Origin of the sequence: Curtobacterium sp. MCSS17_011 (assembly GCF_003224275.1) — a bacterium.
Classification (GTDB): Bacteria; Actinomycetota; Actinomycetes; order Actinomycetales; family Microbacteriaceae; genus Curtobacterium.
Window position 1 is genome coordinate 1 of record NZ_QKLE01000039.1, and the last position, 22721, is coordinate 22721.

A 22721-nucleotide genomic window follows, 5' to 3' on the forward strand; every position below is an offset into this window, starting at 1 on the left:
CGGATCGCGGCGGCCTCCGTCGCACGCACGAGCTCGAGCGCGAGGTTGCGGTCGGGCTGGAGGAACAGGGAGCCGGTCTCAGTCGTGGGAGTCACGACCCGAGCCTACCGACCGGCGGCGGACCGGCGGTCCGGACACCGGGCCCGTGCACGCATGTGCATGCCGGACGTGAGCCGACCGCGTAACCCGGACCGCGCCTCCAGAGCTTCTGACTACGATCGGCGGGGACATCACCGAAGTCGAAGGAGATCCACGTGCCCATCGCAACGCCGGAACAGTACGCCGAGATGATCGAACGCGCGAAGGCGGGCAAGTTCGCGTACCCCGCGGTCAACGTCTCCTCCTCGCAGACCATCAACGCGGTCCTCCAGGGCCTGCAGGAAGCCGGTTCCGACGGCATCCTCCAGGTCACGACGGGCGGTGCCGACTACTTCGCCGGCCACACCATCAAGAACCGCGCAGCTGGTGCCCTCGCGATGGCGAAGTTCGCCCACGAGGTCGCCAAGAACTACGACATCACGGTCGCGCTGCACACCGACCACTGCCCGAAGGACGCCCTCGACGGCTTCGTCCTGCCGCTCATCGCGGCGAGCGAGGAAGAGGTCCGGCAGGGTCGCAACCCGATCTTCCAGTCGCACATGTGGGACGGTTCGGCCGTGCCGCTCGACGAGAACATCGAGATCGCGAAGACCATGATCGAGAAGACGCGGAACATCAACGCGATCCTCGAGGTCGAGATCGGCGTGGTCGGCGGCGAAGAGGACGGCGTGCAGCACGAGGGCACGAACGACGCGCTGTACACCACCCCGAACGACGTCGAGAAGGTCGTCGACGCGCTCGGCCTGGGCGACAAGGGCCGCTGGATCGCGGCGCTCACCTTCGGCAACGTGCACGGCGTCTACAAGCCGGGCAACGTGAAGCTCCGCCCCGAGCTCCTCGGCGAGATCCAGGCGTCCGTCGCGGCGAAGCACGGCACCGGCGAGAACCCCCTCGACCTCGTCTTCCACGGCGGTTCCGGTTCGACCGACGACGAGATCCACGAGGCCGTCCGCAACGGCGTCATCAAGATGAACATCGACACGGACACGCAGTACGCGTTCACCCGATCGATCGCGGACTCGATGTTCCGCAACTACGAGGGCGTCCTGAAGATCGACGGCGAGGTCGGCAACAAGAAGCAGTACGACCCCCGCGCCTGGGGCAAGGTCGCCGAGACCGCCATGGCGGCTCGCGTGGTCGAGGCCGCGAAGGTCCTCGGCTCGGCCGGTCACGCCAAGGGCTGAGCAGGTCCGTCCGGTCGGGTCCACCGGCCTGGAGGAGCGGGGTGCGTCCGACGGACGCGCCCCGTTCTGCGTCGGGTCGCCTCCACCGCGTGCCACGATGGGCGGGTGACCGTCGACGCCATCGCCTCCGAGTTCGCCCAGTTCGTCACCGAGTCGCCCACCGCGTTCCACGCGGCAGCGGCGACCCGTGACCGTCTCGTCGCAGCCGGGTTCGCCGAGCTGTCCGAGCTCGACGCCTGGCCGACCGAACCCGGCGCGTACGTGGTCGTCCGCGACGGCGCCGTCATCGCGTGGCGGCTGCCCGACGGCGCCGCTCCGACGACGCCGTTCCGGATCCTCGGCGCCCACACCGACTCCCCCGGCTTCCGCGTGAAGCCGAACCCCGGCGTCCGCACCGGCGGATGGGAGCAGCTCAACGTGGAGGTCTACGGCGGCGCGCTCCTGTCGACCTGGTTCGACCGTGACCTGCGGATCGCCGGCCGGGTCGTCGACGCCGACGGCTCCGTCCGGCTCGTCAGCACCGACGCCGTCGCCCGCATCCCGAACCTCGCCATCCACCTGGACCGCGGGGTCAACGACGGCAAGGAGATCGACCGTCAGCGCCACACCCTGCCGATCGTCGGGGTCGACGGCGATGCCGGTGGGACCTCCGTCGTGGAATGGCTGCTCGCCCGGCTCGGCGAGGGTGCGGTGTCGTGGGACCTGTTCCTCGCCGACACCCAGACGCCGGCCCGGATCGGCATCGAGCGGGAGTTCCTGGCGTCTGGCCGGATGGACAACCTGACGAGCGTGCACGCCGGGCTCCGGGGCATCGTCGACGCCCCGACCGACGGTGACCACATCCCGGTGTTCGCGGCGTTCGACCACGAGGAGATCGGGTCGTCGACGCCGTCCGGTGCCGGTGGTCCGTTCCTCGAGGACGTCCTGAGCCGTGTGCAGGAAGGACTCGGCGCCACCCGCTCCGAAGCAGCCCGGGCGTTCCGTGCGTCGTGGCTGCTGTCGAGCGACGCCGGGCACCTGGTGCACCCGAACCAGCCGGAAAAGCACGACCCGACGAACCGTCCGCGCCCCGGGGCCGGACCGCTGCTGAAGATCAGCGCGAACCAGCGCTACATGACCGAGGCGAAGGGCGAGGCCGTCTGGGCAGCCGCGTGCGAGACCGCCGGTGTGCCGTGGCAGCCGTTCGTCAACGTGAACACGATCCCCGGCGGCTCGACCATCGGCCCGATCGCGGCGACCCGGCTCGGGATCCCGACGATCGACATCGGCGTCGGGCTGCTGTCGATGCACTCGATCCGGGAGCTCGTGCACGTCGACGACCTGGCCGCCCTGCACGGCGCGGTCGCGGCGTTCCTGGCCGGCTGACCTCCGGCCGGCGTCCGCGGGCCGGGGTGGTCGCGACTCCCCGCGCTCTTGCCGCCGAATGGTGACGGAACTGTCGGTCGCGCCGACGCCGGACGACACATGCTGACCGGTCGACGGCAGCCCCAGCGCCTGCGGTGGAGTGGTCACGACTCCCCGCGCGCGCAGGGCCGAGCGGTCACGAACTGTCGCTTGCGCCGGTGCCCAACGACACTTTGTGACCGCTCGACGGCGGGGCCGCGGGGTGTTGCGACCACTCGGCGACGGCCGCCGCGCGCCAGCGGGACTGGCGACGAACGCAGGAAAGGCACCGGCACCGCGGCTGGCCGACGCACGAGCCGCCGAGAGGTCACGACTCCCCGTGCGCGCAGGGCCGAGTGGTCGCGAAGTGTCGATTGCGCCGCTGCCGGACGACACTTCGTGACCACTCGACGGCGGGGCCGCGGGGTGTTGCGACCACTCGGCGCGCGGAGGCCGGCGCCGCGAGCAGCCCCGGCGGTCAGGCAGTCAGGCAGTCAGGCGGTCAGGCGGTCAGGCGGTCAGGCGCCGGACTGTCGCAGCATGAAGTCGACGAAGGCCTGGTCCTGCATGACCACGACGACGAACGCGATCGTGCTGATCGCCGTTGCGACGACCGCGCCGACCAGCGGCACCCAGAACGTGCGCTTGCGTGCGCGGAGCCGACGGATGGACCACCAGGCGACCAGGGCGAACACGAGGACGTTGGTGATCGCTGCGATGGCGGCCGCCGTGCTCAGGGCGCTCGGGTCGTTGAGCGCCGTGTACTGGGTCTCGAGGGTTCGCCGCACCGTGGAGGCGACCTGGCCCACGGAAAGGGACTGCACCACGGATACGAGCCCGAAAGCGAGGAGCCCGACGGTGAGCACGAAGTCGGCGGGTGTGCGGCCGAACCGGCTGCGGGCCATCGACCGCTGCGCCCCAGCAGGGACCGCACCGGAGCGACCATCCGTACCGGTGCGGTCGCCGTGGACGCCGTCGCTCGGAGCAGCGCCGCGCACGCCGGTGGCGGTGGCCTGGTCCTGCCGCTCCCGTGCCTGCCGTTCCCGCTCCTGGCGTTCCTGCTCGACGAGGACCGGGTTCACCCAGCCCTCCGGCGCGTACTCGCCGTACCCGGGGGCGGGACGGCCCTGGGGCCGACCGTTCGCGGGACCGGCGGCCGACGTCGCGGACGCACCCCGGGCCTCCTGGCCGCTCCCAGCGCCGGCGTCGCCGTGGTTCGCCGGGTCGCGACGCGGGACCGAGGACCAGCCGTCCGAGCGGCTCATGCCCGACGCCCGCCGAGCGCGCGCGTCGGGTTGCCCGACGCGTCGGTGCGGAGCTCCTTGGGGAGCGAGAACATCAGGTCCTCGTGTGCGGTGACGACCTCTTCGACGGCGGCGTAGCCGGCGTCGGCGAGCTGTTCGAGCACCTCGGCCACGAGTTCTTCCGGCACGGACGCACCGCTCGTCACGCCGACCGTCCCGACACCGTCGAGCCACTCCTGCTGGATCTCTTCCGCGTAGTCGACGCGGTGGGCGGCGCGGGCACCGTGCTCGAGCGCGACCTCGACCAGGCGGACGCTGTTCGACGAGTTCGCCGAGCCGACCACGATCACCAGGTCGGCACCGGGCGCGACCTTCTTGATCGCGACCTGGCGGTTCTGGGTGGCGTAGCAGATGTCGTCGGACGGGGGGTCCTGGATGGCCGGGAACTTCTCGCGCAGCAGCCGCACGGTCTCCATCGTCTCGTCGACGCTGAGCGTGGTCTGCGACAGCCAGACGAGGTTGTCCGGGTCAGGTACCGACAGCGCGGCGACGTCGTCGGGGCCGTTCACCAGGATCGTGCGGTCCGGGGCGTGCCCCATCGTGCCCTCGACCTCTTCGTGGCCGGCGTGCCCGATCAGGATGATGGTGCGCTCGGCCTTGGCGAACCGGGTGGCTTCGCGGTGGACCTTGGTGACCAGGGGGCAGGTGGCGTCGATGGCGTGCAGGTCACGCTCGGCGGCACCCGCGACGACGGCCGGGGACACACCGTGCGCGCTGAAGACGACGTGCGAACCCCGGGGGACCTCGGCCACGTCGTCGACGAAGACGGCACCGCGCTGCTCGAGCGTCGACACCACGTGCACGTTGTGGACGATCTGCTTGCGGACGTAGACGGGCTCGCCGTACTGCTCCAACGCCTTCTCGACCGCGACGACGGCGCGGTCGACTCCGGCGCAGTAACCACGAGGGGCCGCGAGCAGCACCTTCTTGGGGCCGGTGACCGGTTCGTCACGCAGTCGACCCCGTGCCGCGTGCACACGCGGTGGGGCGAGCGGGACCGTGTGGCCGTTGGTGATCGTCACGTCCCCGATGATAGGTGAGCAGCACGCACGCGACCTGGGCGCGCAGGGTGCCTGTGGAGAACACGACGTCCGTCCCCTGTCACCGGTCTCGGGCACGATGGACGTCCCAGCAGGACGAGGAGCGACATGGCGATCGAACAGGGCCCGCCGACGGCCGACAACCCGTGGCCGGTGGCGCTCCTCGGCGCGAAGCTCCGCGACTGGATCGACCGCCTCGGCACCGCCTGGGTCGAGGGCGAGATCACGCAGTGGAACGTCGCCGGCGGCAACGTGTACGGCAAGCTCAAGGACGTCGAGGTCGACGCCACCGTGTCGTTCTCCATCTGGTCGAGCGTGCGCTCCCGGGTGCCGGCGGACATCAAGCAGGGCGACCGGGTCGTCGCCGCGCTCAAGCCGAACTACTGGGTCAAGGGCGGCTCGCTGACCATGCAGGTCGTCGAGATGAAGCACGTCGGGCTCGGTGACCTGCTCGAACGGCTCGAGCGCCTCCGTCGCACCCTGACCGAGGAAGGGCTGTTCGACCCGTCCCGCAAGCAGCGCCTGCCGTTCCTGCCCCACCGCATCGGGCTCATCACCGGTAAGGACTCCGACGCCGAGAAGGACGTCAAGCGGAACGCGCAGCTGCGGTGGCCCCAGGTCGAGTTCCGCACCGTGCACACCGCCGTACAGGGCGAACGGACCGTGGCCGAGGTCACAGCGGCGATCCTCGAGCTCGACGCGGACCCCGAGGTCGACGTCATCATCATCGCCCGCGGCGGCGGTGACTTCCAGAACCTGCTCGGCTTCAGCGACGAAGGACTCGTCCGTGCGGCAGCCGCGGCGTCGACCCCGATCGTCTCGGCGATCGGCCACGAGGCCGACCGGCCCCTGCTCGACGAGGTCGCCGACCTGCGCGCCTCGACCCCGACCGACGCCGCCAAGCGGGTCGTGCCCGACGTCGCCGAGGAACTCGCCAACGTGCGGGCAGCCCGCGCTCGGCTCGGACTCCGGCTCTCACACACCCTGTCTGTCGAGGCCGACCGGCTCGCGGCGCTGCGGTCACGGCCGGCCCTGGCGTCGACCGCGTGGCTCGTCGACACCAGGGCGGAAGAGGTCGCACGCGACCTGTCCCGTGCCCGTGAGCTGCTCGACCGCCGGCTCGAGCGCGGGCACTCCGAGGTCGGGCACCTGACCGCACGGCTCCGGGCGCTCTCGCCGCGCGACACCCTGCGCCGCGGGTACGCCATCGTGCAGCGGGCCGACGGTGGAGTCGTCCGGGGCGCCGACGACCTGTCCGGAGCGACGCCGGTGCACGTCACGCTCGGTGCCGGCACGGCCACGGGCACGCTCGAACCAGACGGCCCCGGCCCGGACGGCTCCTGACCACCACGGGTGTTCTCCACAGCCGGGGTCCGGGGGACGGATCGTCGGTGGACGCTCGGTAGGATCGACCCGTGCCATCCCAGCAGGAACCCGAGCAGACCGACGTCCAGTCGCTGAGCTACGAAGCGGCCCGTGACGAACTCGTGCGCGTCGTGAGCGAGCTCGAACAGGGCTCCGCGACCCTCGAGCGTTCGCTGGCGCTGTGGGAGCGGGGCGAAGCCCTCGCGGCCCGGTGCGAAGAGTGGCTCGTCGGCGCCCGTGCGCGGCTCGACGCGGCCCGTGCCGCCAGCGATGCCCAGGACGGCTCCGGGCGATGACCGACCCCAACGGCCGCCCGATCGTCGCCGAGCTCGGTCGCCCCGAGACGGCAGAGGAGACGTGGGCCCGCAAGGACGCCGCCCGGACCGCCCGCCGGCAGCACCAGACCGCGTTCAACCTGGTCATCGCGCTCATCGCCTCGCTCGGCATCGTGCTGTTCCTGGTGGCGGTCGTCGTCCGGCCCGACACCACGGTGGACCGCACCGTCGACTACCAGCAGATCGCGGCGAAGGCGAACGTCGACGACGTCACCCTGGTGGCACCGCCGCTGCCCGACGGCTACAGCGCCAACCGCGCGGACTTCGCCAGCAAGACCACCGACGGCGTGGACGTCTGGACCGTCGGCTTCGTGACGCCGGACAAGCAGTACCTCGGTCTGCAGCAGGGCATCGACGCCAACGCCTCGTGGGTGTCGAACCAGCTCGACCAGCGCCCGTCCACCGGTGACCGCACCATCGGCGACACGGAGTGGACCGTCTACGACCGCCGCGCCGAGGGCACCGATGCCGGCAACCACGCGTACTCGCTCGTCTCGACGTTCGGCAAGAACACGATCGTGCTCTCCGGCACCGCTGACGACAAGGCGTTCCGGACCGTCGCGACCGCCGTCTCCCGAGAACTGACCGAGTAGACGACGACGGGCAGCGTCCCGCCAGTCACCACCCCGTCCCACCCGAACCGAGGAGCCCCATGCCCGACCGCGCCGCCTCCACCCCGTCCGACGCCCTGCGCCTGCTCGTCGACGGCAACGCCCGCTTCGCCGCCGACAAGCGCCGGATGGGCCGCGTGGACCCGGACCGCCGCACCGAGCTCGAAGGATCGCAGTCGCCGTTCGCGACCGTCCTCGGCTGCTCGGACTCGCGGGTGCCGTTCGAGCACGTCTTCGACGCCGGCATCGGTGACCTGTTCGCCATCCGCAACGCGGGTCAGATCGTCGACGACGTCGTGCTCGGCTCGATCGAGTTCGCGGTCGTCGCCCTGGGCACGCCCCTGGTCGTCGTACTCCGGCACACGCGGTGCGGTGCCGTCGCGGCCGCGCGCTCGGGCGAGCCCGTCCCCGCCCCGCACCTGCAGGCCCTCGTGGACGCCATCGCCCCGAGCGTCGAGAAGGTCCGTCTCACCGACGCCGAACTCCCGCAGGAAGCCGTCGGCGCCGCGCACCTCGAAGCCACCCTCCGCCAGGTGATCGAGCGCTCCGGCGCGGTCTCCGACGCCGTGGCCGAGGGTAGATTGGCCGTCGTCGGGGCGACCTACGACCTCGCCACCGGAGAGGTCACCATCGACACCGTCGTCGGCCAGGTCTGACCGACCCGACCACGACCGACCCCGACGACCGACACTGACGACGACCCCGACGACGATCGCCCCGGCGACCCCGGGGCGCAGGCACGGGCCGGCGCGACCGCGACCGGCGAGCACCCAGGAAGGACCACGACGACGTGACCGACACCACCCCGACCGAGTTCCGCATCGAGCACGACACCATGGGCGAGGTACGGGTGCCGAAGTCGGCGCTCTACCGTGCCCAGACCCAGCGTGCTGTCGAGAACTTCCCCATCTCGGGCACCGGGCTCGAGCCGGCGCAGATCGTTGCGCTCGCTCGGATCAAGCGTGCGGCGGCCATCGTGAACGGTGAACTCGGCATCGTCGAGTCTGCCGTCGCCGACGCCATCGCCGGCGCGGCCGACCTGATCATCGGCGGACAGCACCACGACCAGTTCCCGGTCGACGTGTACCAGACCGGCAGCGGCACGTCGTCGAACATGAACATGAACGAGGTGCTCGCGACACTGGCGTCCGACATCGCGGGTTCGGCGGTGCACCCGAACGACCACGTCAATGCCTCGCAGTCGTCGAACGACGTCTTCCCCACCTCCGTGCACGTCGCCGTGACCGAGGCGCTCCTCCGCACCCTCGTGCCCGCCCTCGAGCACCTCGCCGAGTCGCTCGAGGCGAAGTCGACCCTGTGGGCCGACGCCGTGAAGTCCGGCCGGACGCACCTGATGGACGCCACCCCCGTCACCCTCGGGCAGGAGTTCGGCGGCTACGCTCGGCAGATCCGCCTGGGCATCGAGCGCGTGCAGGCCACCCTCCCCCGCGTCGCCGAGGTCCCGCTCGGCGGCACCGCGGTGGGCACCGGCATCAACACCCCCACGGGCTTCCCGCAGCGGGTCATCGCCCAGCTCGCGAGCGACACCGACCTGCCGATCACCGAGGCCGTCGACCACTTCGAGGCACAGGGCGCGCGTGATGCCCTGGTCGAGGCGTCCGGTGCGCTCAAGGTGCTCGCCGTCAGCCTGACGAAGATCAACAACGACCTGCGCTGGATGGGCTCGGGTCCGAACACCGGCCTGGGCGAGCTGCACATCCCCGACCTGCAGCCCGGCTCCTCGATCATGCCCGGCAAGGTGAACCCGGTGATCCCCGAGGCCACCCTGATGGTCGGTGCCCGGGTCATCGGCAACGACGCCACCATCGCCTGGGCCGGGGCTTCGGGTGCGTTCGAGCTCAACGTCGCCATCCCGGTGATGGGCACGGCGCTGCTCGAGTCGATCCGCCTGCTGGCGAACAGCTCGCGGGTGCTCGCCGACAAGACCATCGACGGGCTGCAGGCGAACCTCGAGCGCGCCCGAGCGTTCGCTGAGTCCTCACCGTCGATCGTCACCCCGCTCAACCGGGTCATCGGCTACGAGGCGGCGGCGAAGGTCGCGAAGTACGCCGTCGCCGAGGGGCTCACCGTGCGCGAAGCCGTCGTGGCCCTCGGCCACGTCGAGCGCGGCGAGGTCACCGAGGCGCAGCTCGACGAGGCACTCGACGTCCTCAGCATGACCCACCCGAACTAGCGGGGAGCGCTCGTCGCGCCACCACGGACGGGAGGCGCGGTGCGGGTCCGACCCGCACCGCGCCTCCCGTCCGACCAGCGGCTACACCAGGTCCGGCGAGTCCAGCAGGTCCGTCACCAGGGCGGCGATCGCGGAGCGCTCGGAACGCGTCAGCGTGACGTGCGCGAAGAGCGGGTGCCCCTTGAGCCGCTCGATGACCGACGCGATGCCGTCGTGCCGACCGACCCGCAGGTTGTCGCGCTGCGCGACGTCGTGGGTGAGCACGACCCGCGAGTTCTGGCCGATGCGCGAGAGCATCGTGAGCAGCACGTTCCGTTCGAGCGACTGTGCCTCGTCGACGATCACGAAGGCGTCGTGCAGGGAGCGGCCGCGGATGTGCGTGAGGGGCAGGACCTCGATCAGGCCCCGCTCGATGACCTCGTCGAGGACGTTGTCCGAGACCACCGAGCCGAGGCTGTCGTAGACGGCCTGCGCCCACGGGTTCATCTTCTCGCCGGCGTCACCGGGCAGGAAGCCGAGGTCCTGCCCGCCCACGGCGTACAGCGGCCGGAACACCATGATCTTCTTGTGCTGCTGCCGTTCGAGCACCGCCTCGAGTCCGGCGCACAGGGCGAGCGCCGACTTGCCGGTGCCGGCACTGCCTCCGAGCGAGACGATGCCGATCTCGGAGTCGAGCAGGGCGTCGATCGCGAGCCGCTGCTCGGCCGAGCGCCCCCGGAGTCCGAAGACCTCGCGGTCGCCGCGCACCAGGGCGACGGCTCCGGCGACGTGCACACGGCCGAGGGCGGATCCGCGCTCGGAGTGGATGACGACCCCGGTGTTCACCGGGACGCCGTCGAGCTTCGAGGACCGGATCTCCTCTTTCTCGTACAGGTCGGACATCTGCTCGCCGGAGACCTGCAGGTCGGCGATGCCGGTGTAGCCCGAGTCGACCGCGAGTTCAGCGCGGTACTCCTCGGCCGCCATGCCGATCGATGACGCCTTGACCCGGAGCGGCAGGTCCTTCGACACGACGACGACGTCGAGCCCGTCGTTCTTGAGGTTCGACGCGACGGCGAGGATGCGGGAGTCGTTGTCCCCGAGCTGCAGGCCCGACGGCAGGACGGACTGGTTGGAGTGGTTCAGTTCGACGCGGAACGAGCCGCCGTCGCCGATCGCGATCGGGAAGTCCAGCCGCTCGTGTTCGATGCGCAGTTCGTCGAGCAGCCGGAGGGCTTGGCGGGCGAAGTACCCGATCTCCGGGTCGTTGCGCTTCGACTCGAGTTCGCTGACGACCACCACGGGCAGGACCACGGCGTGCTCGGCGAAGCGGAACAAGGCCCGCGGGTCGCTGAGGAGCACCGATGTGTCGAGCACGTACGTGCGCTGGGCGACCGATGTGGACGAGTCCGCGGTGTGCTGCTGCTGTGTACCGCGAGAGACGTTCTGAGAGGTCACGACCACTCCATCCCCGGGCCGCGACGGGCCCGGTCCTGTCCTCGAACGCGGCCACGGAGCGGGTCCCGAAGCACCGACTGTGGCCGCTTCGATCGGGCGCGGTGCCCGATGGGGACAACGTACGTCCGCCCCCCGACACCCCGACAGCGACACGCGGTTTCCGGAGTTACGGTCGCGTGAACAACGCGAGCGCGGCTCGCGACGCCGCTCGCGGCGGTGACGCCGAGTGGTCACGAACCGTCGGATGCGGCCGCTCCGGCCGACAAGTGGTGACCACTCGGCGGACGTGAGCGAGGTGTGGTGACCGCCGGCCGGTGGCGGACGGGAGGCCCGTGGCGGCCTGGCACCGAGCCTCCAGGCCGTCCGTTGGTCGCGACTCGTCGCGCGGGTGACGCCGGGTGTCGTGACCGCTCGCGGGCTGCGGCCGCGCTGCTACTGCATCGTGGCGTACGAGACGCAGGCGTCGCGGAACATGTCCAGGGTCTCGTCGGTGGTCGACGGGAACACGGACACGCGCGCGACCCCGAGCCGCGTGGTCGCGGTGACGCCGTGGTTGTGCATCGCGGCGGACAGGGCCGTCAGGCGGCCCTGCGTCGGCCGGAGCACGACGATGCCGGCGCGCTCAGCCGGATCGCGGCTGGACTCGACCTCGAGCCCGAACTCGTCGGCGATCGCGAACACGCGCTCGACGCGGTCGGCGACACGCTCCTGCACGGCGGCGACGCCGACCGCGGTCAGGCGCTCGAGCGACACCGCGAGCCGGGCCTGCGCGACCGGGTCGATGCGGGACATCTGGAAGCCGGCGGCCCCCGGACGAACCGCGGGGACCTCGGTGGGCCAGCCGGACGTGCCGTGCGGGCCGGACAGTGCCGGACGGATCCGGTTCAGGGCACGGTCGCTGAACGCCACGAACCCGGTGCCCCACCCGGCGTGCAACCACTTCTGCCCGCCGGTGGCGACGACGTCGGCGACCTCGTACGGGGCGTCCACGACGCCGAAGCCCTGGATCGCATCGACGATGAGCAGACGGTCGCCGATGACCTCGCGGATGGCGGCGAGATCGGTCAGGTAGCCGGTGCGCCAGTCGACCAGGGACACCGCGACGGCGGTCACCTCGTCGGTCAGGCGTGCACGGATCAGCTCGGGGGTCACCCAGCCGGCACCGGACTCGATGACGACGGGCTGCACCCGGCCGCCGGTGGCCGAGGCGGCGCTGGCCAGTGCGAGCGGCAGCGACGGGTACTCGTCGGCGGACACGAGCACACCACCGGTCAGGCCGAAGGCGGTGTGCAGCAGGCCCGGGGTCGTCGCCGCCTGTGAGACGACCTGGTCCTCGCGACGGCCGACCAGGCGCGCGGCGACGGCGCGGACGCGGGCGTCCTGCTCGTCGAGGGTCTCCATCGCGCCGAAGCGCATGTGTGCCTGGATGGTGCCGAGCACACGCTGCTCCTCGAGCACGGCGGTCTGCACGGGGCCGAACGCAGCGTGGTCGAGGTAACCGGGGTCTTCGGAGAAGCCGGCGGCGTACTCGTCGATGTTCACAGGGGGTGCACCTTTCACAGGGTTGAACCCTGAGAGCCTACTGGGACGCGGCTCCGCCGACGAACCCGGTGCGGTCGGTGGCTGGCCGCTGGCGCTGGTCGTCAGCCGCGCTGCCACGCTCGATGGGCGAAGCGACGCTCAGCCGCCGAAGCGACGCGACCGGAGCCCGAAGTCGCGGACCGCCCGGAGGAAGTCGACCTCGCGCAGGTCCGGGTAGAACGCCTCGACGAAGTAGAACTCGCTGTGCGCGCTCTGCCACAGCATGAAGTCGGACAGGCGCTGCTCGCCCGAGGTCCGGATCACCAGGTCGGGGTCGGGCTGGCCCTGCGTGTACAGGTGGTCCCCGATGAGCTCGGGCGTCAGCACCTCGGCCAGGGTGTCGATGGTGCCGCCACCCGCGCCGTGCGCCTGCACGATGCTGCGCATGGCGTCCGCGATCTCACGACGGCCCCCGTACCCGACGGCCAGGTTGACGTGCAGCCCCGTGCGGCCGGCGGTGCGCTGCTCGGCCTGTTCGAGCGCGGTCACCAGGTTCTCCGGCAACCCCTCGTTCGACCCGACGTGCTGCACGCGCCAGTCACGGTTGTCGGCCAGGACCCCGGCGAGGTCGGCGATGATGCCGACGAGTTCCTCGAGCTCCTCGCCGCCACGACCCGTCAGGTTGTCGGCCGACAGCAGGTACAGCGTCACGACCTCGACGCCGAGGTCGTCGCACCACGTCAGGAACTCCGGGATCTTCGCGGCACCCGCTCGGTGGCCGTGCGCGGCGGACTCGAGCCCGAGCTGCTTCGCCCAGCGGCGGTTGCCGTCCACGATCATGGCGACGTGCTTGGGCTTCGCTGCACCCTCGAGCTGGCGGCGGATCCGGCGCTGGTAGGCGCGGTAGAGGATCCCCCGCCCTGTCCATCCCGCCGTCCCGGTCACGCACCGAGCGTAGTGCACCACCGGCACCAGCTCCCTGAGGCGCCCGCTCGGCGGACACGTGGCTGTCGTTCGGGGTCAGGCCCTATGGTCGGGATCATGCAGGACGAGCACGAGACCGGAACACTCCCCCACGTCCCGTTCACGGAAGAGGCGTCGGCGAGTCCGACCACGACCGCTGCCGAACCCCGTCCGGCCTGGCGCGGATGGATCCACCTCGGTGCGTTCCCGTTCGCGATCGCGATGGGGATCGTGCTGATCACCCTCGCCGACAGCACCGCAGCGAAGGTCGGCAGCGCGGTGTTCATGGCGACGTCGCTCGCGATGTTCGGTGTCTCCGCGACCTACCACCGGTTCCCGTGGGGGCCGAAGGTGAAGGCCGTGCTGAAGCGCATCGACCACACCAACATCCTGCTGCTCATCGCCGGCACCTACACGCCCGTCGCGATCTGCGCCCTGCCGCACACGCTCATGGTCGTCGTGCTCTGGGTGATGTGGTCGGCTGCCGCGCTCGGGATCGCGTTCCGGGTGCTCTGGATCAACGCGCCCCGTTGGCTGTACGTACCGATCTACCTGGTGCTCGGGTGCGCTGCCCTCGGGCTGCTGCCGCAGTTCTTCGCGGCGAGCGTGCCGATGACCGTGCTCATCCTGTCCGGCGGCGTCGCGTACATCATCGGCGCGCTGGTCTACGGCTTCAAGCGGCCGAACCCGGTGCCGACGCAGTTCGGGTTCCACGAGGTGTTCCACGCCCTGACGGTCGTGGCCTTCGGTGCGCAGTGGGTCGGCGTGCTCATCGTCGCGCTGGATCCGGTGCGCTGACCGTCGCACGTTCCTTCCCAGAACGCGCGCGATGCCTGGTGGTTCCGGGCGTACTCACCAGGAACTTCTGACCAGGTACGCCCGGTTCGACCAGGTACGCCCGGTTCGACCAGGTACGCCCGGTTCCGGTAGGCGCGTACAAGGCGGACGGGAGGCCCGTGGCGATGCCGCCACGGGCCTCCCGTTCCTCCACAGTCGCGTCAGCCGCGCTCGGTGTCGTCGCCGACGTCGGCCCGGCCGTCCTCGGCCGCCCGTCGCTCCGGCTCGTCCGTCACGGTGCCGTCCCCCGCGGTGCCGTTCGCCTCGGCCTCCAGCCGCTCACGCACCTCGGCGCGGTAGCGGGTGCGGCGGATGCGTCGGGTCATGTCCACCACGAGCAGGATCGTCACGATGGCGACGAGTGCGATCGCGATGAACCCGACGACACCCGGGGTGACGTCGACGTCCGGGACGACCGAGGGGCTGGGACTGGGGGTGGCGGCGAGTGCCGCCGCGATGGTGCTCACGAGGTCGGTTCCTTGTCGGCTGGGATCCCGGCGAACAGGTCGGTCTCCGGGAGCTCGGTCGGCACGCGTGCCTCCACGAGCTGGTAGTCCTCGGTCGGCCACACCGTCGCGAGGAGGTCGTTCGGCCAGTAGAAAAAGGCGCTGTCCGGGGCCACCTGGCTGGCGTGCGCGCGGAGTGCGGCGTCGCGCTGGTCGAAGTACTCGTGCACGTCGACGTGGGTGGTGGCGAGGTCGGGCCGGTCCGCGAACCGCTCGACCCACTCGCGCAGCTGCTCGATCGCGGGGCTGTCCGGGTCGCGCTCCTGCAGGGCTTCGAAGATCGTGCGGAAGCGGCGCGGGTTCATCGTGCGCTCGTAGTAGAGCTTCGCGATCGACCACGGGGCACCGGCGGACGGGTACGCCGACGGGTCGGCGGCGGCGGACCACGCGGCCATCGACACCTCGTGCGTGCGGATGTGGTCGGGGTGCGGGTAGCCACCGTTCTCGTCGTAGGTGACGAGCACGTGCGGGCGGAACCGGCGGATCACGCGGACGAGGGCCTCGGTGCTGTACTCGAGCGGCACCGTCGAGAACGTGCCCGGCCGGACCGTCTCGCCCTTCTCGGCGTCGGGCAGCCCCGAGTCGTGGTACCCGAGCCACACGTGGTCGATGCCGAGTGCCTGCTGCGCCGCGGCCATCTCGGTGCGGCGGTACCCGGCCATGTCACGGTGCGCACGGCTCGTCGCCGGCTCGCCGAGCTGGTCGTTCAGGATGTCGCCGGCCTCGCCGCCGGTGCAGGACACGACGAGCACCTGGTGCCCGTCGGCCACGTACTTCGCGGCGGTCGCGGCTCCCTTGCTCGACTCGTCGTCGGGGTGGGCGTGGACGGCCAGCAGACGGTAGGGCACGTGGAGTTCCTCACTGCGGGTGAGCGGCGTCGGACGCGGGCAGCGCACAGCATCGCGTGAACTACCCTGGGATCAGGATATCCACCCCGGGAGCCCCGAACTGTCCGAACAGCACCAGACCGCCACCCTCGATGAGCGCTACGGCCGCACCCCGGCCCGCAAGCGCCGCAGCCGCCTCTTCGCGATCGTCGCGGCGATCGCGGTCGTCGTCGTCTTCGGTGCGTGGGTGATCTGGGCCGGGCTCGACCAGTCCGACCGCGGCCTCGACCAGGACGTCATCGGGTACGAGGTCCTGTCCGAGCACAGCACCGTCGTGCACTCGCAGGTGTCGGTCGACCCGGGCGTCGAGGCGAAGTGCGCCGTCCAGGTCCTCGACAAGAGCTACTCGATCGTGGGCTGGAAGGAGATCACCGTGCCGGCGTCCGAACAGCGCAGCCGGAGCATCTCCACGCAGGTCACCACCACGACGCGGGGCGTGACCGGGTTGATCCACGACTGCTGGATTCCCTAGACTGTCCTGATTCGCCTCTCGAGACCGACCACTCGGCCGGTCTCGTTTTTTCATGGTCGAAGGGACAGAACATGAGCAACGACACGCAGGTCACCTGGCTGACCCAGGAGGCGCACGACCGTCTCAAGGCGGAGCTCGACGAGCTGAGCGGCGAGGGCCGTGCCGAGATCGCGCGCCGCATCGAGGCCGCTCGCGAAGAGGGCGACCTCAAGGAGAACGGCGGCTACCACGCCGCGAAGGACGAGCAGGGCAAGATCGAGGCCCGCATCCGCGTCCTCACCGAGCTCCTCAAGCACGCCACTGTCAGCGAAGCCGAGTTCGACGGGACGGTCGAACCGGGCACCGTCGTCACGGCGGTCATCGCCGGCGACGAGTCCACCTTCCTGGTCGGCAGCCGCGAGATCGTCGCTGAAGGCTCCGACCTGACGGTCTACAGCCCCGTCAGCCCCGTCGGCGCGGCCATCGTCGGCCTCAAGGCCGGCGACAAGGCCACGTACACGGCGCCGAACGGCAAGGAGATCGCCGTCGAGGTCGTCAAGATCGAGCGCTACGAGCCGTAGACCCGGCATGACGGACGGGAGGCCCGTGGCGACACCGCCACGGGCCTCCCGTCTGTCCCCTGGTCGCGCCCAGGGCGCGCACCACACTTCCGACAGTCCACGCGTCGAACGACTCGTGGATCGTCGCGGACTAGTGCTCGAGGAGTTCCGGGCGGAAGCCGACTTCGTGCAGGCGCTGGATGACCTCCTGCGCGTGCTCGGGGCCGCGCGCCTCGATCGATAGGTCCAGCGCGACCTCGTTGATGACCAGGCCCTGCCCGTGGCGGGTGTGCAGCACCTCGACCACGTTCGCGCCGGCGTCCGAGATGACCTGCGCGACGCGGGCGAGCTGGCCCGGACGGTCCGGCAGCATGATGCGGATGCCGATGTACCGCGAGGCCGCCACGAGACCGCGCGTGATCACACGCTCCATCATGAGCGGGTCGATGTTGCCGCCGCTCAGCAGCACCACGGTGCGGCCGGTGTCGCGGACGGCACCGGACATGATCGCGGCGACGCCGACGGCCCCCGCTGCCTCGACCACGAGCTTGGCGCGCTCGAGCAGGACGAGCAGTGCGCGGGCGGTGTCGTCGTCCGAGACGGTGACGATGTCGTCGACCAGGTCGCGGATGATCGGGAAGTTCAGGTCGCCGGGGCGCGCCACCGCGATGCCGTCGGAGATGGTCGGCTTCGTGGTGATGGTGACGGGCTCGCCGGCGGTGATCGACGACGGGTAGGCCGCAGCGTTCTCCGCCTGCACGCCGATGACCCGGATCTGCCGTCCGAGCCGCTCGGCCATGCCCTTCACGGCGAGCGCGATGCCGGAGATGACACCGCCGCCGCCGATCGGCACCACCACGGTGTCGACGTCCGGCACCTGGTCGATGATCTCGAGGCCGAGCGTGCCCTGCCCCGCGATGACCGCCGGGTGGTCGAACGGCGGGATGAACACGGCGCCGGTGTGTGCGGCGAAGTCCTTCGCTGCGCTCAGTGCCTCTTCCACGGAGTGGCCCCGCAGCACGACGTCGGCGCCGTAGTGGCGGGTGGCCTGCAGCTTCGGCAGGGCGACCCCGACCGGCGTGAAGATCGTCGCGGGGATCCCGAGCTCGCGGGCGGCGAGGGCGACGCCCTGCGCGTGGTTACCGGCACTCGCGGCGACAACGCCCTTGGCACGCTGCTCGGCGGACAGGGTTGAGAGGCGGTTGTAGGCGCCGCGCACCTTGTAGGCACCCGTGCGCTGCAGGTTCTCGCACTTCAGGTGCACCGGCGACCCGAGCAGCTCGGCGAGGAACTGCGACGTCTCCATCGGGGTGACGCGCGCGACGCCCTTGATGGTCTCGCGCGCCGCCTCGATGTCCGCGAGGGTCGGGATCGCGGTGAGCGTGTGCGGGGAGGCGCTGGTGTCGGTCACTCCCCCATCATCGTCGCTCCGGGCCCCCGCGGCGAACTCGTGTGACGCTCAGTTGGTGCTGGCAGTGCCTTCTTCAGCGGAGGGACCGGCATCCTCGCCCGGTGCGGGGACGTCGTCGCCGACCTTGTGGCGGCGGCGGCGGAGCAACTGGATCTGCCCGTGCTGCCCGCGCTTCGGCGTCGCTTCGAGGACGTGGTCGGAGTCGAGTCGTCGCCACCGACCGCTGGCGATGGTGGTGACCATGGCGTTCAGCGTGGCGATCAACGGCACGGCGAAGAACGCCCCCGCGATGCCCGCGAGCCCGGATGCCGCGGTGACGCCGAGGACGACCGCCAGCGGGTGCACCTTGACCGCGTTGCCCATGACGAGGGGCTGCAGGATGTGTCCCTCGATCTGCTGGACGAGGAGCACGACACCGAGCACCAGGACCGCGGCGAGGGGGCCGTTGAAGATCAGGGCGACGAAGACCGCCAGGAAACCGGTGACGATGGCACCGACGACCGGGATGAACGCGCCGAGGAAGACGAAGGCGGCGATCGGGATCACCAGCGGCATGCCGCCGAAAAAAAGCCCGACGATGAAGGACCCCAGGCCGATGCCGACCGCGTCGACGAAGGCGACGAAGATCTGCACCCGGATGAAGCTCGTCAGGGTGATCCAGCCGGCAACACCGGCGCCGTCCACCGCTGCACGCGCCTTCTTCGGGAACAACCGGACGGACCAGCGCCAGACGTTCTTGCCGTCGATCAGCAGGAAGATCGTGGTGAACAGGGTGATGAAGAGCGCCGCGAACACGTGCGTCGCGCCCGACCCCGCGCTGGCGACCCCGGACAGGATCGACGCGGAGTTGTCCTGCAACCACTTCGTGCCGTCGTCGAGCCAGCCGTTCACGTCGGACTGGTTGATGCCGAACCCGGAGTTCAGCACGAAGTCCTTGATGTTGGCGTACTGGTCGATCGTCCGGTCACGCAGCGACGGGTACGACGCGATGATCTGGTCGACGACGAGCCAGATCAGGCCGCCCAGGGCGGCGACGCCGCCGAGCAGGCTGATGACGACCGCCAACCACTTCGGCACGTGGTGCCGCTGCAGCCAGTTCGAGACCGGCACCAGGAGCGCCGAGACCACGATGCCGATGAGGAACGGGATGAGGATCTCGCTGAAGACCGTGACGAGCCAGATGAAGACGGCGATCACGCCCACGACGACGAGTGCACGCCACGACCACGCACCGGCGATGCGGACGCCGATCGGGACCGATTCCTCGACCACGGGGTCGGGATGTGTCTGCTTGCTTCCCCATGCCATGGCCCGAGTGTAGCGACGTGCTCTCGGCCAGGTGCCAGATACGGCATACGTCCGTGGACCCTCATGTCGGCGGGGTTCGGTAGCGTCGCCGCATGCCCAGGTCGACGCTCTCCGCCGCCGAGGCCCGCCGGGTCGCACTCGCAGCGCAGGGGTTCGGACGACCACCCGCCGAACCGGTCTCGACGCGTGCGCTGAACGCGGCGTTCGGCCGGCTCGGGCTGCTGCAGATCGACTCCGTCAACGTGTTCGAACGCAGCCACTACCTGCCGCTCTTCGCCCGGCTCGGTCCGTACGACCGGACCACGCTCGACCGGCTGACGCTGGGACGCTCGGGTCCGTACACCGAGTACTGGGCGCACGAGGCCGCGTTCATCCCCCGCGACGACCTGCGGCTGTTCCGGTGGCGGATGGACGCCCTGCGGGAGCGCGACGCCGGGCCGACCCGGATCGACGGCGTCACCCGGACCGCTGCCGTGCGACGCGAACTGCACGCCCTGCTCCGGGCCGAGGGACCGATGCAGGCGAGCGCCGTGGAGCACGAGTCGAACGTTCGACGCGGCCCCTGGTGGGGATGGAGCGACGTGAAGCTCGGGCTCGAGCAGATGTTCCGCTGGGGCGAGGCGGTGAGCGCCGGACGAGCCGGTTTCGAGCGGGTGTACGCCCTGCCGGAGCAGGTGCTGCCCGCAGGCTTCCTCGAGACCGCGCCGCCGCGTGCCGACGCCGTGCTCGAGCTCGTGCGTCGGGCCACGCGGGCGCTCGGCGTCGGCACCCGTGCGGACATCGCGGACTACTACCGGCTGCGCTCCGACGACACGGGCGCCGCGATCGCCGAGCTCACCGACGCCGGTGAGCTCGTGCCGGTGCGGGTCGAGGGCTGGGGCGAGCGGGCCTGGCTGCACGCCGAGGCGCGGGTCCCACGGCAGCTGACGGCAGGCGCGGTGCTGAGCCCGTTCGACCCGGTCGTCTGGTTCCGTCGGCGGGCCGAGCGGATGTACGGCTTCCACTACCGGATTGAGATCTACACGCCGGCACCGAAGCGGGTGTTCGGGTACTACGTGCTCCCGGTGCTCCAGGACGACCGGCTCGTCGGCCGGATCGACCTGAAGAGCGACCGGCAGCGCGGGGTGCTCCGGGTCCGGACCGCGTGGCAGGAACCCGGCGAGCACCTGGACGCCGAACGGCTCGCCGACACACTGCGACGGACTGCGAGCTGGCAGGGCCTCGGCGCCATCGAGGTGACCGACCGCGGCACCGCTGCTGCGGCCGTCGCCGGAGCGCTCGGACTGCCCCTGGTGCCGCATGAGTCCGCTGACGACGCGGATGCCCCCGAACCGGTCGACACTGCCGCCGACGGCATCGGCTGACCCGTCAGAACCGGTCGGCGTTCGCCCGCAGCCGTGCGATGCGGTCGGGCAGCGGCGGGTGCGTCGAGAACAGTCGGTCCATCACACCTGGGCGCATCGGGTCGGCGATCCACAGGTGTGCCATCGAGGAGTTCTGCGTCTGCATCGGGCGGCCGTACGCGGCGAGCTTCTCGAGGGCCCGCGCCAGACCCTCGGGGTACCGGGTCGTCATCGCGCCCGTCGCGTCGGCCAGGTACTCGCGCTGCCGGGACACCGCCGCCTGCACGCCGGCCGCGGCGATCGGGGCCACGATGACCGCGACGATCCCGGCGATGAGCAGCACCGGGTTGGCGCCGCCGCCGTTGTCCGAGTTGCGGTTGCGCCCGCCGGACAGGCCGCTGAAGATCGAGATGCGGAGCAGGACGTCGGCGATGAGGCCGACAGCCACGACGAGTCCGAAGACCATCGTGGACACCCGGATGTCGTAGTTCCGGACGTGTCCGAGCTCGTGCGCCATCACGCCCTGCAGCTCCTGGTCGTCCATGAGCTCGAGCAGCCCCGTCGTCGCCGCCACCACAGCGTGCTCGGGGTCACGACCGGTGGCGAAGGCGTTCGGCGAGGGGTCGGGGATGACGAACACCCGGGGCATCGCCATGCCGGTCGCTATGGCGAGGTTCTCGACGGTCCGCCACAGCCGTGGCTCGGAGACGCGGTCGATCTCGACCCCACCGGCGATCGCGGTGGCCTGCCGTGCCGCCAGGAAGTACTGCAGCACCGCGTACCCGAGCGCGACCACGAGGACGATGAAGCCGATCGAGACGTTGCCGGCGAGGTACCCGCCGAGGAACCCGAGCGCGCCGATGACCAGCAGGAACACCACGACGATGAGGACGGTGTTGCGCTTGTTCCGCGCGATGGCGCTGTACACGTCGGATCCGACGCTGGGATCAGAACTGGACGCGCGGCGGCTCGGCGATGGCCGCCGGCTCGTTCGTCTCGAAGAACGACGCCTCGGAGAAACCGCGGTTCTTCGCGAACGTGGAGTTCGGGAACACCCGGATCTTCGTGTTCAGCTCGCGCACACCACCGTTGTAGAACCGGCGGGCGGCCTGGATCTTGTCCTCGGTGTCGACGAGTTCGGACTGCAGCTGCAGGAAGTTCTGGCTCGACTGTAACTGCGGGTACCCCTCGGCCACCGCGAAGACGCTCTTGAGCGCCTTCTGCATGTGCCCCTCGGCCGTGGAGGCCGTGTCGGCGTCACCGGCGGACAGGGTCTCGGCGCGGGCCTTCGTCACGTCGTCGAAGACCGCCTTCTCGTGCGTGGCGTACCCCTTGACCGTGTCCACGATGGTGGGGATGAGGTCGGCGCGGCGCTTCAGCTGCACCGAGATGTCGCTCCAGGCCTCGTCGACCCGGACCTTGAGCGTGACGAGGGAGTTGTACGTCACCCAGAGGTAGATCCCGATGATCACCAGGACGACCACCACCACTCCGACGACGATGAGCGTCGTGACGAGTCCGGTGTCCATGCGGGCGTACTCCTTTGCGCGTCGGGATCCGCGGTGCTGCGTTGGCCTGAACGGCCATCGTGAAGTCTATCGACGCGCTGAGCATGCTCCGTTCCGTGAGCAGTGTTCACGGCCGATTCCCGAGTCACGCACACCGGGCTCCCGGACTGCGACCAGATCCCGGACCTCATCCGCGAGGTGTATTGACCGGACGCCGCAGATCCCGTGGGATGGGTCCGGTGAACACGAGCGGGGAGAACGTGGACGAGGGGGCCGTCGGGGGTGACAGCCCTTGTCGTCGTCCCCGCTTCGCCCTGCTCGCAGCGGCGACCACGGTCCTCGTCGCCGCCCTCCTCGGCGGCGCCGAAGCCCCGGCCATCGCGGTCGCCGCGGACGGCACGTCGGTCGACGCGGCCGCTGCGGACGCCCAGGCAGCCCCCGCCGCCCGGGCAGCCCTGGTACCGCTCGATCCAC

Annotated in this window: 23 protein-coding genes; 12 read left to right on the top strand and 11 right to left on the bottom strand. The window is 70.8% G+C overall.

What is annotated here, in order from left to right; all coding sequences use genetic code 11:
* Positions 1–254 precede the first annotated feature (254 nt).
* Positions 255–1283 carry a class II fructose-bisphosphate aldolase gene (fbaA, locus tag DEJ17_RS16605; RefSeq protein WP_017886723.1) on the top strand — a complete coding sequence of 343 codons (1029 nt, stop codon included), beginning with the start codon at positions 255–257 and terminating at the stop codon, positions 1281–1283.
* A gap of 105 nt (positions 1284–1388) precedes the next feature.
* Positions 1389–2648 (top strand): M18 family aminopeptidase, encoded by a 1260-nt coding sequence (locus DEJ17_RS16610; RefSeq protein WP_110895425.1) that lies wholly within the window; start codon positions 1389–1391, stop codon positions 2646–2648.
* Positions 2649–3184: 536 nt separating this feature from the next.
* Here DEJ17_RS16610 and DEJ17_RS16615 read toward each other — a convergent pair.
* Complete coding sequence (locus DEJ17_RS16615; protein ID WP_146239752.1) at positions 3185–3931, bottom strand: DUF6264 family protein; 747 nt, start codon at positions 3929–3931, stop codon at positions 3185–3187.
* The gene (locus tag DEJ17_RS16620) at positions 3928–4992 is read right to left on the bottom strand and encodes a 4-hydroxy-3-methylbut-2-enyl diphosphate reductase (RefSeq protein ID WP_375342579.1); all 1065 of its coding nucleotides are present in this window, start codon (positions 4990–4992) and stop codon (positions 3928–3930) included. Before DEJ17_RS16620 ends, DEJ17_RS16615 begins: the two co-directional genes overlap by 4 nt.
* 126 nt (positions 4993–5118) lie before the next feature.
* On the opposite strand from DEJ17_RS16620, the gene xseA reads away from it, so the two are divergent.
* From xseA to DEJ17_RS16645, 5 genes are all read left to right on the top strand, one after another.
* Positions 5119–6354 (top strand): exodeoxyribonuclease VII large subunit, encoded by a 1236-nt coding sequence (gene xseA, locus DEJ17_RS16625; RefSeq protein ID WP_110895429.1) that lies wholly within the window; start codon positions 5119–5121, stop codon positions 6352–6354.
* 71 nt (positions 6355–6425) lie between these two features.
* Positions 6426–6671 (top strand): exodeoxyribonuclease VII small subunit, encoded by a 246-nt coding sequence (locus DEJ17_RS16630; protein WP_017886728.1) that lies wholly within the window; start codon positions 6426–6428, stop codon positions 6669–6671.
* On the top strand, positions 6668–7303 hold the full coding sequence (locus tag DEJ17_RS16635; protein ID WP_110895430.1) for a DUF4245 domain-containing protein: 636 nt from the start codon (positions 6668–6670) through the stop codon (positions 7301–7303). Before DEJ17_RS16630 ends, DEJ17_RS16635 begins: the two co-directional genes overlap by 4 nt.
* A 59-nt stretch (positions 7304–7362) precedes the next feature.
* On the top strand, positions 7363–7977 hold the full coding sequence (locus DEJ17_RS16640) for a carbonic anhydrase (protein WP_027464510.1): 615 nt from the start codon (positions 7363–7365) through the stop codon (positions 7975–7977).
* 134 nt (positions 7978–8111) lie between these two features.
* Complete coding sequence (locus DEJ17_RS16645) at positions 8112–9515, top strand: aspartate ammonia-lyase (RefSeq protein WP_110895431.1); 1404 nt, start codon at positions 8112–8114, stop codon at positions 9513–9515.
* A gap of 81 nt (positions 9516–9596) precedes the next feature.
* On the opposite strand, the gene DEJ17_RS16650 is transcribed toward DEJ17_RS16645, so the two are convergent.
* The 3 genes from DEJ17_RS16650 to DEJ17_RS16660 form a co-directional block, all read right to left on the bottom strand.
* Positions 9597–10958: a PhoH family protein gene (locus DEJ17_RS16650; protein ID WP_181421265.1), complete on the bottom strand. Its 1362-nt coding sequence runs from the start codon at positions 10956–10958 to the stop codon at positions 9597–9599.
* 426 nt (positions 10959–11384) lie between these two features.
* Entirely contained in the window at positions 11385–12494 is a 1110-nt protein-coding gene (locus DEJ17_RS16655) for an aminotransferase class V-fold PLP-dependent enzyme (RefSeq protein ID WP_110895432.1), read from the bottom strand.
* Positions 12495–12632: 138 nt separating this feature from the next.
* The gene (locus DEJ17_RS16660) at positions 12633–13418 is read right to left on the bottom strand and encodes an isoprenyl transferase (protein ID WP_110895447.1); all 786 of its coding nucleotides are present in this window, start codon (positions 13416–13418) and stop codon (positions 12633–12635) included.
* 96 nt (positions 13419–13514) lie between these two features.
* On the opposite strand from DEJ17_RS16660, the gene DEJ17_RS16665 reads away from it, so the two are divergent.
* Positions 13515–14234 carry a hemolysin III family protein gene (locus DEJ17_RS16665; protein WP_258366874.1) on the top strand — a complete coding sequence of 240 codons (720 nt, stop codon included), beginning with the start codon at positions 13515–13517 and terminating at the stop codon, positions 14232–14234.
* 200 nt (positions 14235–14434) lie between these two features.
* Here DEJ17_RS16665 and DEJ17_RS16670 read toward each other — a convergent pair whose 3' ends face one another.
* Together DEJ17_RS16670 and mca are read right to left on the bottom strand one after the other, a co-directional pair.
* The gene (locus tag DEJ17_RS16670; RefSeq protein WP_110895434.1) at positions 14435–14740 is read right to left on the bottom strand and encodes a hypothetical protein; all 306 of its coding nucleotides are present in this window, start codon (positions 14738–14740) and stop codon (positions 14435–14437) included.
* Complete coding sequence (gene mca, locus DEJ17_RS16675; RefSeq protein ID WP_110895435.1) at positions 14737–15627, bottom strand: mycothiol conjugate amidase Mca; 891 nt, start codon at positions 15625–15627, stop codon at positions 14737–14739. The genes DEJ17_RS16670 and mca overlap by 4 nt, the downstream gene beginning before the upstream one ends.
* 19 nt (positions 15628–15646) lie before the next feature.
* Between mca and DEJ17_RS16680 the strand changes: the two genes are divergently transcribed.
* A complete protein-coding gene (locus tag DEJ17_RS16680; RefSeq protein WP_017886738.1) occupies positions 15647–16138 on the top strand; it encodes a DUF4307 domain-containing protein in 492 nt (163 codons plus the stop codon).
* Positions 16139–16209: 71 nt separating this feature from the next.
* Positions 16210–16698, top strand: coding sequence for a transcription elongation factor GreA (gene greA, locus DEJ17_RS16685; protein WP_017886739.1), 489 nt, complete (start codon positions 16210–16212; stop codon positions 16696–16698).
* Positions 16699–16828: 130 nt separating this feature from the next.
* Here the strand turns inward: greA and ilvA are convergent, their stop codons facing one another.
* Together ilvA and DEJ17_RS16695 are read right to left on the bottom strand one after the other, a co-directional pair.
* A complete protein-coding gene (ilvA, locus tag DEJ17_RS16690; protein ID WP_027464502.1) occupies positions 16829–18088 on the bottom strand; it encodes a threonine ammonia-lyase in 1260 nt (419 codons plus the stop codon).
* A 48-nt stretch (positions 18089–18136) separates the two neighbouring features.
* Positions 18137–19396 (bottom strand): AI-2E family transporter, encoded by a 1260-nt coding sequence (locus tag DEJ17_RS16695; RefSeq protein ID WP_258366875.1) that lies wholly within the window; start codon positions 19394–19396, stop codon positions 18137–18139.
* A gap of 92 nt (positions 19397–19488) precedes the next feature.
* Here DEJ17_RS16695 and DEJ17_RS16700 point away from each other — a divergent pair, with 92 nt between their 5' ends.
* The gene (locus DEJ17_RS16700) at positions 19489–20760 is read left to right on the top strand and encodes a winged helix-turn-helix domain-containing protein (RefSeq protein WP_110895437.1); all 1272 of its coding nucleotides are present in this window, start codon (positions 19489–19491) and stop codon (positions 20758–20760) included.
* Positions 20761–20764: 4 nt separating this feature from the next.
* Here the strand turns inward: DEJ17_RS16700 and DEJ17_RS16705 are convergent, their stop codons facing one another.
* Both DEJ17_RS16705 and DEJ17_RS16710 read right to left on the bottom strand, forming a co-directional pair.
* Positions 20765–21667 (bottom strand): M48 family metallopeptidase, encoded by a 903-nt coding sequence (locus tag DEJ17_RS16705; protein ID WP_110895438.1) that lies wholly within the window; start codon positions 21665–21667, stop codon positions 20765–20767.
* 19 nt (positions 21668–21686) lie between these two features.
* Positions 21687–22268: a LemA family protein gene (locus DEJ17_RS16710; RefSeq protein WP_110895440.1), complete on the bottom strand. Its 582-nt coding sequence runs from the start codon at positions 22266–22268 to the stop codon at positions 21687–21689.
* Positions 22269–22486: 218 nt separating this feature from the next.
* On the opposite strand from DEJ17_RS16710, the gene DEJ17_RS16715 reads away from it, so the two are divergent.
* On the top strand, positions 22487–22721 hold a 235-nt coding region (locus DEJ17_RS16715; RefSeq protein WP_220033672.1), incomplete at its 3' end, for a hypothetical protein.

Coding starts and splice junctions, on each gene's coding strand:
- DEJ17_RS16615 (WP_146239752.1), bottom strand. CDS start 3,931: ATGAGCCGCTCGGACGGCTGGTCCTCGGTCCCGCGTCGCGACCCGGCG.
- xseA (WP_110895429.1), top strand. CDS start 5,119: ATGGCGATCGAACAGGGCCCGCCGACGGCCGACAACCCGTGGCCGGTG.
- DEJ17_RS16635 (WP_110895430.1), top strand. CDS start 6,668: ATGACCGACCCCAACGGCCGCCCGATCGTCGCCGAGCTCGGTCGCCCC.
- DEJ17_RS16640 (WP_027464510.1), top strand. CDS start 7,363: ATGCCCGACCGCGCCGCCTCCACCCCGTCCGACGCCCTGCGCCTGCTC.
- DEJ17_RS16665 (WP_258366874.1), top strand. CDS start 13,515: ATGCAGGACGAGCACGAGACCGGAACACTCCCCCACGTCCCGTTCACG.
- greA (WP_017886739.1), top strand. CDS start 16,210: ATGAGCAACGACACGCAGGTCACCTGGCTGACCCAGGAGGCGCACGAC.
- DEJ17_RS16695 (WP_258366875.1), bottom strand. CDS start 19,396: ATGGCATGGGGAAGCAAGCAGACACATCCCGACCCCGTGGTCGAGGAA.
- DEJ17_RS16700 (WP_110895437.1), top strand. CDS start 19,489: ATGCCCAGGTCGACGCTCTCCGCCGCCGAGGCCCGCCGGGTCGCACTC.
- DEJ17_RS16710 (WP_110895440.1), bottom strand. CDS start 22,268: ATGGACACCGGACTCGTCACGACGCTCATCGTCGTCGGAGTGGTGGTG.